Genomic DNA, 12,754 nt, shown 5'->3' with positions numbered 1-12,754 from the left:
AGCAAAACTCAAAATGAGAAAAATCTGTTTATTGCTGATGCTGCCACTTGCAGTGGCAGCTCAGCCAAACAAAAGCACAACCGGGGCACAAAAGATCGCTGCATTTAAACAACAACAATTGTTATTGCAACAATCACCATACAAAAATCTGCAATGGCGATTGACAGGGCCCGATAACCGCAGCGGCCGCAGTACAGATGTGGCAGGCATAACAGGCAATCCCAATATTATTTATGCAGCTTTTGCAACAGGTGGTTTATGGAAAACAGCAGATGCAGGTACAACCTGGCAACCCATCTTTGATCAGGAAGCAACACAATCCATCGGCAATATTGCCGTGGCGCCTTCTGATCCCAATACATTGTATGTAGGAACAGGTGAAGCCAATATTTTCCGTGCATCGTTGCCGGGCATTGGTATGTATAAAACAACCGATGCAGGAAAAAGCTTTACCCATATTGGTTTGGAGAACACGGGCACTATTGCCAGGGTGATTGTTCATCCAAAAAATGCAAATGTGGTTTATGTGGCAGCAAGTGGTAACGAATGGACTTATAATAAAGATCGTGGTGTGTACATGACAAGTGATGGAGGTAAAACATGGAAGCAGGTTTTGTTTGAAAGTGAACAAAGCGGTTGTATTGATTTGCTGATGGATCCATCTGATCCCAATACAATGTATGCAAGCATGTGGAATCGCATTCGCAGAAGATGGAGCGATCCTGTGCCTGAAGATGGCGATCATCTGTATAAAACAACTGATGGCGGTAAAACATGGAAGAAGATCACAAACGGTTTACCCAACACAAAACTTACAGGTCGTATTGGTCTGGCAATAAGTCATTCAAATCCCAATGTGTTGTATGCATTTGTGGACGATCACAATAAAAAGCGTGATCCGAATCCCGGTGAAACAGATAGCTACGAACGTAAAGTGCAGAAGGTAGTGATTGGTGCTGCAATTTATCGGAGCAGTAACAAAGGAGAGAGTTGGGAGAAGATGGGAGAAGTGCATGATTTCTTTAAACCATTCTCAGGCACTTATGGTTGGGTGTTCTCACAAATACGTGTACATCCAAAAAATGAAAACCGCATCTATGCATTTGGTGTAGAAAAAGGAATAAGTGAAGATGGCGGTAAAACATGGAAAGTGTGGGAAGCATCGGATACAACCAGTGAATGGACACATGGCGATCATCATGCATTATGGATCGATGAAGAAAATCCCGATCGTATGATCATGGGTGATGATGGTGGTGTTTCTATTACTTATAACGGAGGAGTAAAATGGAAAAATTTCTTTGATGAAATTCCTACTACACAATTCTATACTGTTGCATACGATATGCAAACACCTTTTAACATTTTTGGTGCAGTGCAGGATGAAGGCACCATGAGCGGTAATGTGAGCAACACGATTGGTAAAGCTGCTGATACAACACTTCGTCCGTGGCGCATGGCACCGGGTGGTGAAGGAACACAAATTGCAGTTGATCCTTTGAATGGAAATATTGTTTATTCCTCTTCTTATTACGGACGTTTGATGCGTACGGATATGAGCAAAGGAAGAAGAGAGGGCGTAAAACAATTCAAACAGTTTGATGTTGGTCGTATTGATTCATTGCGGGGCGAATGGCTGGCTGCAACAGTAATGAGTAAATTCAACAACAAAGTACTTTATCATGGTTTGCAACATTTGTACAAAACAGAAGATGGCGGCGAAACCTGGAAGATGATCAGCGCTGACTTATCATACAATAACAAACAACGCAACGGCATTTATCCTTATCTCATTTATCACCAGGCCATCACTGCAGTTGCAGAAGGGAATAAAGCAGGCGTATTATATGCAGGTACTGACGATGGTCGTGTTTGGTTAACAACAAATGATGGTAGCAGTTGGAAAGAAATTACCAAAGGACTTCCCTTTAATAAACATGTGATTAAAATTGTCGCATCGGCGTTCAACCCATCAAGAGTATATCTTGTTTTGAATGATCGTCGTGCAGATAATTACACGCCTTATGTATATGTAAGTGATGATTATGGAACAACATGGAAAACGATCTCATCTAATCTGCCTCCATCGCCGGCGAATGTAATTGCCGAACACCCCGACAATGCCAACGTATTGTTCTGCGGAACAGATTTTGGTGTGTATATAAGTAAAGATGGAGGTAAGAAATGGATCGCTATCAATGGAAACATTCCTGCTTCTGTTTCGGTGAATGATCTGTTTATTCATCCGAGAGATAAAAAATTAGTGATCGGTACATATGGAAGAGGAGTGTATGTATTGGATGACTTAAATGCGTTGAAGTAAAATGACAACTACCCCAATCATTAAAAAATATCCCAATAGTTCACTCAATCGTTTTGGCGGCTGGGTGTTTCATTGTGTAGATGCACACACTTGTGGCAACCCTGTCCGTTTGGTTGCAGAAGGTGGCCCTGCATTGGAAGGAAACAACATGAGTGAAAAACGTCAACACTTTTTAAAAGAGTATGACTGGATTCGCAAAGGCTTGATGTTTGAACCTCGTGGTCATGATATGATGAGTGGAAGTATTTTGTATCCGCCACATGATCCGCAGAATGATGTAGCGGTATTGTTTATTGAAACAAGTGGGTGTTTGCCGATGTGTGGACATGGAACAATCGGCACCATTACCATTGCAGTTGAAGAAGGATTGATTGTTCCGAAAACGCCGGGTGTTATTCGTATGGAAGCACCGGCAGGATTGGTGATGATTGAATATAAGACAGACGATGAACGACAGACCACAGACCACAGCAGTTCGCCCAGAGTTACGAGCGTGAAGTTGACGAACGTACCTGCGTACTTGCATTCAACGGAATTAACAGTTGATTGTCCGGAGTTAGGAGAATTGGTGGTTGATGTTTCTTATGGCGGGAATTTTTATGCTATTGTGGATGTGCAGAAAAATTTTAAAGGTCTTGAACATTACGCTGCTGATAAACTCATTGCACGGGCAAGAGATTTGCGTAAGAATATCAATGCGAAATATACATTTGTTCATCCGCAGGATGCAACGATCAATGGCTGCAGTCATATTTTGTGGACAGGTGCTGTGATCGATCCAACATCTACTGCACGTAATGCGGTGTTCTATGGTGATAAAGCAATTGACCGCAGCCCATGCGGTACAGGCACTTCGGCACGCATGGCACAATGGTATGCAAAAGGAAAGTTGAAAAAAGGCGATCTGTTCATTCATGAAAGTATTATCGGCAGTAAGTTTATTGGTACAATAGAAGAAGAACTGGAGTTGAATGGTATCAAAGCCATTAAACCCGGTATTGAAGGTTGGGCCAAGATCTATGGTTACAATACCATCAGCATTGATAAGGAGGATGATCCGTATGCATATGGGTTCCAGGTAATTTAAAAAAAGGTTTATGCAACAATATGTGATCATAGCACAGGATGGAACAGATGAAGGTGCATTGGAAAGAAGAATGGAAGTTCGTCCGTTTCATTTAGCAGGTGCCAAGAAATTAAAAGAACAAAACAACTTTGTGATTGGCGGAGCTACACTCGATGAAGAAGGAAAGATGCGTGGTTCCATCATGATCGTTCAGTTTGAAACTAAGGAAGAGTTTGATCATTGGTATGCAAATGAGCCATACATTAAAGATGGTATTTGGCAAACGATCGAAGTAAAGCCATTCAGAGTAGTGAACGTGTAAGAAATAAGTTGCAGACAATTCATGTTGTACAAGTGTGCGACGCAACAATTGATTCATCATTATTCAACAGCCGGTTACATGAAAAAAAATATTCTTCTTCTGCTTGTTTGTTTGTTGCAGTTAAACCTGCTTGCGCAAAACAGTCTACAGAAAATTGAGTTCGTCAATTTTTCGCAGGTAAATGTAACGGATGCATTCTGGAAACCAAAGATCGATAAGGTTGCAACGAAGACATTAGCTGCCTGTATTTATCAAACAGAAGTGGCAACACCTCGTCTCCGCAATTTTGAACGTGTTGCAAGAAACAAAGGCGAACAGCATGAAGGAATTTTCTATGATGACAGTGATGTGTTCAAAGCATTGGAAGCAATGGCGTATTCGTTAAAGACGCATCCCAATGCAGAGATGGAAAGGAAATGCGATGAATGGATCGATAAGATCGCTGCTGCACAACAACCCGATGGCTATCTCAACACATGGTATACATTGAAAGGTTTGCAGGATCGGTATACTGATATGAGCATGCATGAAGATTACAATGCAGGCCACATGATTGAAGCAGCTGTTGCGTATTACAATGCAACAGGCAAACGCAAATTTTTAGATGTGTGTATTAAGTGGGCCGATCATTTTGATGCATTGTTTGGTCCCGGTAAACGTCATTGGGTAACCGGTCATCAGGAACTGGAATTAGCATTGGTGAAATTGTACAAGACAACAAAGAATGAAAAATATTTAAAACTTGCTGATTGGTTATTGAGCGAGCGTGGTAAACGTTTGGCGAAAGGTTATACGTGGACCGATTGGAAAGACACGGCTTATGCGCAGGATGTGTTGCCGGTGAAAGAGCAAACGCAAATTACAGGTCATGCTGTGCGTGCAATGTATATGTACACCGGTGCTGCTGATGTAGCTGCACAAACAGGTGATGTGGATTATATCCGTGCAATGAAAACGGTGTGGCAGGATGTGGTGTTTCGAAACATGTACATCACCGGCGGTATTGGTTCTGCAGGAAGCAACGAAGGTTTCAGCCAGGATTATGATTTGCCGAATGAGCAGGCGTATTGCGAAACCTGTGCAAGTGTGGGCATGGTGTTCTGGAACCAACGCATGAATGCATTAACAGGTGATGCGATGTATATGGATGTGCTGGAACGCAGTTTGTACAATGGTGCACTGGATGGTTTGAGTTTAACCGGCGATCGTTTCTTTTATGGTAATCCATTGGCATCACGTGGGCAGCATCAACGCAGAGAATGGTTTGGTACGGCTTGTTGTCCGGCAAATATTGCACGTATGGTCGCATCGCTGGGCGATTATATTTATGCAAAGAGTGATGAAGGTATTTATGTGAATCTGTTTGTTGGCAGCAATACAAGTATTCAGTTGCCGAAAACAAAAGTTGATGTGAAGATGGAAACAAATTATCCATGGGATGGACAGGTGAAGATTGCAGTTGATCCGCAAGCAAAAAAGCAGAAGTTCAAATTATACGTACGCATTCCTGACTGGATGTATAACCAGCTTAACACCGATGGTTTATATCGTATAACCAAAGCTGATAGCAAACCATTATCCATCGGTTACAAGATCAACGGAAAGATGTTGAGCGGCACTTATGAAAACGGCTACCTTGTTATTAACCAGGAATGGAAGAAAGGTGATGTTGTTGAACTGGATCTGCCAATGGAAGTCAAACTCATTGAAGCAAAAGCAGAATTAAAGCAAAACAATAACCGCATCGCCATTCAGCGTGGACCGGTTGTGTATTGTGTTGAAGGTGCGGATAACAATAACAAAGCGTGGAATATTGTGTTGCCTGCCGATACAAAGTTTGAAACCATCGATTATAAAATAATGGATGAACCGGTGAAAGCATTAACGGCAGAAGTGCCTGTTGTGCTTGTTGCTGAAGATGGTTTATCACTCCGAACAGAGAAACGAAAGATCATCGCCATTCCTTACTACACATGGGCCAACCGTGGTAAAAATGAAATGCAGGTGTGGTTGCCAACTACCATTAAAGATGTAAAAATTAATTACTGATCAGTAACATGAAGAAATTCGTCTGCACAATTACGTTGTTGTCGTCGCTGCTGTTGTGTGCTGCACAATCGTATATACCCGAAAAGGAAAATGCAAAAGTAAAAGTGCAACCTGTTGTGCTGGTGAAAGCATTTGCATTTCCGTTGATTGATGTAAAACTGTTGACAAGTCCGTTTACAAAGGCAATGCAGCTGGATAGTGCTTACCTGTTATCGTTAAGTACAGATAGGTTGCTGTACCGCTTTTATAAAAATGCAGGACTGCCGGTGAAAGATTCGATCTATGGCGGATGGGAGAGTGATGGATTATCGGGACATACATTGGGGCATTATTTGTCAGCAGCTTCCATGATGTATGTATCGACAGGCAATGCAGAATTTAAAAAACGCATTGATTATATCGTTAACGAATTGGAACGTTGCCAGCTTGCACGCAAGACCGGTTATATTGGTGCCATACCAAAAGAAGATTCCATTTTTGGAAAAGTAGCAAAGGGAGAAATTAAATCATCGGGTTTTGATTTGAATGGTGGATGGAGTCCCTGGTACACGGTGCATAAAGTAATGGCAGGTTTATGCGATGCGTATTTGTATTGCAACAGTAACAAAGCATTGAAGCTGATAACAGGCATGGCTGACTGGACCTACAACACCGTGAATCATTTGCCCGATTCAACAAGATTAAAAATGCTGAACTGCGAATACGGCGGCATGAATGATGTGCTGGCGAATATTTATTCCTTAACCGGCAACAAAAAATATCTGGATCTCTCGTATAAATTTTACGATGAGTTTGTAATGGGCAAATTGGCGCAACGCATCGATCCTTTGCCCGGCAAGCACAGCAATACCAACGTACCGAAAGCCATTGGCAGTGCGAGGCAATATGAATTAACGGGGAACAAAAGTGATGCTACCATTGCTTCCTTCTTTTGGGAAACGATGGTGCACAACCACAGTTATGTAATTGGTGGTAACAGTAACTATGAGTATTGCGGTGAAGCAGGAAAGCTCAACGAACGGTTAAGCGATAATACCTGCGAAACCTGCAACACCTACAATATGCTGAAGCTGACAAGACATTTGTTTGCGTGGCAACCATCGGCACAGTTGATGGATTATTACGAGCGTGCTTTGTACAACCATATTCTTGCTTCGCAGAATCCGGAGAATGGTATGATGACGTATTTTGTTCCATTGCGCATGGGAACAAAGAAACAGTTCAGCGATCAGTTCAATACATTTACTTGCTGCGTTGGCAGTGGTATCGAAAATCATGCGAAGTACGCAGAGCAGATTTACAGTTACGATGGAAAGAATAATCTCTACGTAAATCTGTTCATTCCTTCTGTGTTAAACTGGAAAGAAAAGAACATCCGCATTACACAGACCAACTATATTCCTGAAAGTAAACAGGTGAAGCTTGTTGTTACTGCAGCAAATCCTTCTTCGTTTACATTGAAGATCCGTAAACCATCGTGGAGTAATGCAGCTGCTGTTATAAAGGTTAACAACGTAGCAGTAAAAACAGAAACAGATGCAACAGGTTATTTAACGGCCACCCGTGTTTGGAAAAACGGCGATGTGGTTACAGTTGATCTCGATATGAATCTTTATACAGAGGCAATGCCCGACAATCCTAATCGTATTGCATTCAAATATGGTCCGTTGGTATTGGCAGGTTTGTTGGGAAAAGAAAAGCCCGATCCTGTTGTGGGTGTGCCTGTGTTGCTCACATCAAATCGTAATGTGAATGATTGGATTCAACCGGCTTCTTCTTTACAATTTCAAATGAAAGGCGTGGGTAAGCCATTTGATGTACAATTGATTCCTTTCTATCAAACCTACGATCAGTATTACAGTGTGTATTGGGATTATTTTACACCGGATGAATTTGCCAAACTGCAGGCCGATTATGAAGCAGAGAAAAAGCGTGTACAGGAAATTGAAAACAGAACCATTGATAACTTCCGTGTGGGTGAAATGCAACCCGAGCGTGACCATAACCTGAAAGCAACAGAACGTTCTTATGTAAGTGATGCAATGGACAGGATGGGGCGTGAAGCAAGAAGCAATAATAACTTTGAGTTTGAAATGAAAGTTGATCCTGCAGTGAACAACGCCTTTTTGTTTACGTACATTGGTGATGATAAAGACAGGGTGTTTGATATTTTAGTGGATGGCGTGAAGCTTGTAACAGTAGAATGGAAAGGCGGCAAGACGGGTAAGTTTTACGATCTGGAATACAAACTGCCTGCAAGCATGATCAGCGGTAAAACAAAGATCACAGTGAAGGTAGATGCGAATCATGGTAAAACAGCAGGACGTGTATTTGGTGTACGGACAATAAAAGAGCAGCAATAAAGTATGGGCAAAGCAATTGTAATCGGCGGCGGTATTATTGGTTTAAGTTCAGCTTACTATCTGCAACAAAGCGGATGGGATGTAACGGTGTTGGATAAAGATGATTTCTCCGATAACTGTTCGTATGGCAATGCAGGTTATGTGTGTCCAAGTCATTTTGTTCCGTTGGCGACACCCGGTATTGTAACGCAGGGTTTGAAATGGATGTGGAATTCGAGAAGTCCGTTTTATGTAGAGCCTCGATTAAATGCTGCGCTTATTTCATGGGGTTTGAAATTCATGAAGAGCGCTACTGCAAAGCATGTGGCAGAATCGGCTATACCTCTCCGTGATATTGCGTTGTTCAGTCAGCACTTGTACGAAGAATGGGCCAAGCTTCCCGAATTTGATTTTGCGTACGAAAAGAAAGGCTTGCTGGAAATGTTTCAAACGGAAGCAAACGAAGAACATGCACATCATACAGCAGCAGATGCAGCAAAGCTTGGACTGGAAGCCGTGATGTTATCGAAAGAAGAAGTGCAGGCCATGGAGCCACAGGTTGAACTCAACATACGTGGTGCGTTGTATTTTAAATGCGATGCACATCTCTATCCGCAAAAATTAATGAAGGGCCTGATCAACATCCTTCAGCAAAAAGGCGTGCAGTTAATTCCGCATGCAGAAGTAAATGGTTTTGTAAAAAACGGAGAGCGAATCACTGCAGTAAAAACAACGGCACAAGCATACGATGCCGATATGGTGGTGATCGCAACCGGTTCCTGGTCGAGAGAAATTGCAGCAATGGCAGGATTGAATTTGCCTTTAATGCCCGGCCGTGGTTATTCCGTTACATTAGAAGATTCGCCGTTTACATTTAACCATCCGGCGGTGTTGCAGGAAGGTCGTGTTGCCATTACACCAATGGATGGAAACAAGATCCGTTTTGGTGGAACGATGGAAATCACTTCAACCAAAACTGCTCCACGTTATAAAAGAGTGGAAGGAATATTAAATGCTGTTGAACGTTTTGTGCCGCAGTTTAAAATACCTGTACCGTCACCCGATAAAATATGGTATGGTTACCGGCCTTGTTCTGCTGATGGCTTGCCTTATATCGGCAAAATAAAATCAAATGCCATCATTGCAACCGGTCATGCAATGATCGGGTTAAGTGTGGGTGCAGGTACAGGTAAGCTTGTTGCGGAGATTGCAAACGGACAAAAAGCAACCGTAGATATAAAGCCTTACGATCCTGAACGATTTTCGTAATTTGCTGTGCGTTTTGCAAATCAATCTTCATCAACACAGCAAAAACACATGAAAAAGCTTGCATTCTTACTATCGTTTACAACTATTCTGTTATCTGCAACAGCACAACATCAACTCGTAAAATTATGGGAGTCGGATGCTATTTTAAAAGTGCCTGAATCTGTTTTGTTCGACGGGAAAAATAAAGTGTTGTACATCACAAATATTGATGGGAAAGAGCCTTGGGGCAAAGATGGAAAAGGAAGTGTTGGAAAAGTTGGGTTGGATGGAAAGATCATTGCCGTTGATTGGGTAAGCGGGCTTAGTGCTCCGAAAGGAATGGGTCTGTACAAAAACAAATTATATGTTGCTGATCTTACAGAGTTGGTGGTGATTGATATTGACAAAGGAACCATCATTGAACGTATTGCCATAGAAGGTGCAGCAGGTTTAAACGATGTTTCGGCAGAAGAGAACGGAACGGTATATGTTACAGATTCACGTGCAAGAAGAGTGTATGAAGTGAAAGATGGTAAAGCAGCTGTATTGCTTGATAGTTCAAAATTAAAAGGACCAAATGGTGTATTGAAACATAAAGGAAGTTTGTATGTACTTGATGCTGGTACCATGTACCGCATGGAAAAAGACGGTTCGCTTACCAAACTTGCGGAAGGAATGGAAGGCGGTACCGATGGTATTGAAAATGTTACCGGCAGCGATTACCTTGTATCAACCTGGAGCGGTGTAGTGTATTATGTAAATGCAGATGGAAGCAAACAGGTGTTGCTCGATGGAAGAGAGCAAAAGATCAACTCAGCCGACATTGGTTATGATGCTGCGAAACGCATCGTATATATTCCCACTTTCTGGAAAAACTCGGTGGTAGCTTACGAACTAAAATAAAGGAATGTGAAAACTTGTCGGACGGTTGCGGGTAACCGTTCGGATGTTCCTAATTTTACAAAACGTATGGACTGTACATCGCAACGGATCACTTACCGTAACACTGCTGCTTTTTCTACTATTGCATTGGATTATCTGGATGATGCTGCGGCATTAAAGCCGTTTTATAAACATCGTCCAAACCTGGAAGGCATTAAACATGCTATTGCTGAGCGACAAGCATTTGCAACCAACCGCAATGTGCTGGTCGATCATTTGAAAAAACAGTATGCTGCTGTTGAACAATCAGCAGCCGTTAATCGTAATATCGATCTGCTGCTTCAAGAAAATACGTTTACCATCACTACGGCACACCAGCCCAATTTATTTACCGGTCCGTTATACTTCATTTATAAAATTCTGCATGCCATTAAACTGGCCGATACCTTAAAGCAGGAATTAACGCAATACAATTTTGTGCCTGTGTATTACATGGGTAGTGAAGATGCCGACTTTGAAGAGTTGAGTTATGCAAGTGTGAACGGTGTAAAATACCAATGGGCAACACAGCAGAATGGTGCGTTTGGGAAGATGCTGATCGATAAAAACATCACGCAACTCATTCATGCCATCAGCGGACAATTATTGGTGGAGCCACATGGAAAAGAAATTGTAGATGCTTTATTGAAAAGTTATAAAGAGAAATCAACCATACAGGCTGCAACATTTTCATTTGTGCATTTTCTCTTTGAGCGTTTTGGTTTGATTGTGATCATTGCTGATGCGAAAGAATTGAAGCAACAGATGATCAATGTGTTTGAAGATGAGTTAGTGAATCGTTCTTCTGCAAAACAGGTAGCTGATACAATTCAGAAGCTTGAAGCGAATTATAAAGTACAGGCCGGTGGCAGAGAGATCAACTTATTTTATTTTGATGAAGACCTGCGTGAACGTATTGAAGCAGATGGCGATGGCTTTGCTGTTGCAAACACAACCATCAAGTTTACAAAAGTTGAAATGCTGAAGGAGTTAAAAGAACATCCGGAGCGTTTCAGTCCTAATGTGATCTTGCGTGGATTGTACCAGGAAACCATTCTTCCCAACATCGCCTTTATTGGTGGTGGTGGTGAATTGGCTTACTGGCTGGAGTTGAAGAATGTATTTGCGCATCATCAAGTACCATATCCGGTGTTGCTGTTGCGTAATTCATTTCTTGTAACCGAAAAGCAATGGATTAGCAGGATAGAGAAACTTGGTTTTACTGTTGAAGAATTTTTTAGCAGCGGTGAAGCATTGCTTAATCAATATGTTCATCGTACAACTGTCAATAAGATTCAGCTCAATGGCAGTTTAACGAAAGCCGAAGAGTTATACGACTTGTTGAAAACACAAGCCGCAACCGTTGACTCAACTTTACTACAACATGTAGAGGCGTTGAAAGTAAAAGCTGTTTACCGGTTGAAGGAATTAGAAAAGAAACTCGTACGTGCTGAGAAGAGAAAGTACAGCGATGAACAACGGCAGATCCAAACTATCAAACAACAACTTTTTCCCGGTAATGGTTTGCAGGAACGTAAAGAAAGCTTTTTAAGCTCGTACGCTAAGCATGGTAGTGCATTTATCGATGCGTTATTTCAACATTCTCTTGCCCTTGAACAGGAGTTTGTGGTATTATCTTTTTAGTTATTTCTTCTTCATTGCTTTTACCGGATCAAACTGAAAGCCTACGCTGAAATAATTGCTGCGGTAATTTGTATGCGAACTTGAATTACCCGTGAGGAGTGAAACATTCATTTGTGCCTGTATGCGAAACCACGGTGCTCCATCAAAACCGAAGCTGGTCATTAATGCGGGTTCAACAAAAAACAAACGCTTACGTGCTATCTCCAGTAACTGGTAACTTTCTAATTCATTGTTGTCGTAATTAGTGTTGATATCAGTATAGCCTATTGAAGTAAAACGAAGGGCAGGAGTAATAGTGAAATTATTTCCGGGATGAAAACTAAAAGACGGCTGGAAATAAATTTTATTTGTTTTGCTGTGATGAAAACCTTTTGCTCCACTATTGCTGGCCATATTGTCGTCGATATTATTCTTACCAAAGCCATAACCCCCATACAACTCGATGAACACTTGCTTGCCTTTTGAAATGGGATAGAAAATGCCAGCACCAAATTCAGCAGTGCTACGATTGTATTTCACAATTTCTGTACTTGTATTATTTCCGCTACTAGTAGTTAATTCATCCTGGCTGCGCAACGATCCATTCCATGCAGCATTTAATGCAAAGTGATCGCTAACTGCATAAGCACCTTGCAAACTGTAACTGTTTTCAGTACCTACCAATGTGCTTGCCGCAATGGCAGTAATTCTTGATTCGCCTTTTTCTTTAAAGGCTGGTATTTGCTGTACGGTAGGAGAATAAGCAAAACGAAATAAGGTACATGAACTGAGTAACATACTCATCAGGCATATTGATGCAATTAAACGTAACTGCGGTTTCATTGGTTTATTTGTTTGAT

General features: G+C 41.6%; 9 protein-coding genes. 8 read left to right on the top strand and 1 reads right to left on the bottom strand.

Features of this window, described 5'->3' with window-relative positions:
* Positions 1–13 precede the first annotated feature (13 nt).
* The 8 genes from ACO1QW_RS12970 (at position 14) to bshC (ending at position 11,915) form a co-directional block, all read left to right on the top strand.
* Positions 14–2,323, top strand: a complete 2,310-nt coding sequence (locus tag ACO1QW_RS12970) for a VPS10 domain-containing protein (protein WP_486259162.1) — start codon at positions 14–16, stop codon at positions 2,321–2,323.
* Position 2,324: 1 nt separating this feature from the next.
* The gene (locus tag ACO1QW_RS12965; RefSeq protein ID WP_486259160.1) at positions 2,325–3,410 is read left to right on the top strand and encodes a 4-hydroxyproline epimerase; all 1,086 of its coding nucleotides are present in this window, start codon (positions 2,325–2,327) and stop codon (positions 3,408–3,410) included.
* 10 nt (positions 3,411–3,420) lie between these two features.
* On the top strand, positions 3,421–3,711 hold the full coding sequence (locus ACO1QW_RS12960) for a YciI family protein (protein WP_486259158.1): 291 nt from the start codon (positions 3,421–3,423) through the stop codon (positions 3,709–3,711).
* A 78-nt stretch (positions 3,712–3,789) separates the two neighbouring features.
* On the top strand, positions 3,790–5,760 hold the full coding sequence (locus ACO1QW_RS12955) for a glycoside hydrolase family 127 protein (RefSeq protein WP_486259156.1): 1,971 nt from the start codon (positions 3,790–3,792) through the stop codon (positions 5,758–5,760).
* Between the two features lie 8 nt (positions 5,761–5,768).
* A complete protein-coding gene (locus ACO1QW_RS12950) occupies positions 5,769–8,123 on the top strand; it encodes a beta-L-arabinofuranosidase domain-containing protein (protein ID WP_486259154.1) in 2,355 nt (784 codons plus the stop codon).
* A 3-nt stretch (positions 8,124–8,126) separates the two neighbouring features.
* Positions 8,127–9,371 (top strand): NAD(P)/FAD-dependent oxidoreductase, encoded by a 1,245-nt coding sequence (locus ACO1QW_RS12945; protein WP_486259153.1) that lies wholly within the window; start codon positions 8,127–8,129, stop codon positions 9,369–9,371.
* Positions 9,372–9,419: 48 nt separating this feature from the next.
* Positions 9,420–10,253, top strand: a complete 834-nt coding sequence (locus ACO1QW_RS12940; protein WP_486259151.1) for an SMP-30/gluconolactonase/LRE family protein — start codon at positions 9,420–9,422, stop codon at positions 10,251–10,253.
* A 6-nt stretch (positions 10,254–10,259) separates the two neighbouring features.
* Complete coding sequence (gene bshC, locus ACO1QW_RS12935; protein ID WP_486259150.1) at positions 10,260–11,915, top strand: bacillithiol biosynthesis cysteine-adding enzyme BshC; 1,656 nt, start codon at positions 10,260–10,262, stop codon at positions 11,913–11,915.
* On the opposite strand, the gene ACO1QW_RS12930 is transcribed toward bshC, so the two are convergent.
* Complete coding sequence (locus ACO1QW_RS12930) at positions 11,916–12,737, bottom strand: hypothetical protein (protein WP_486259149.1); 822 nt, start codon at positions 12,735–12,737, stop codon at positions 11,916–11,918. It lies immediately after the preceding gene.
* Positions 12,738–12,754: the final 17 nt, after the last annotated feature.

Source organism: Lacibacter sp. (genome assembly GCF_057361365.1).
The sequence above is the reverse complement of the archived record's forward strand: the minus strand, read 5'-3'. Positions and strand labels throughout refer to the sequence as shown.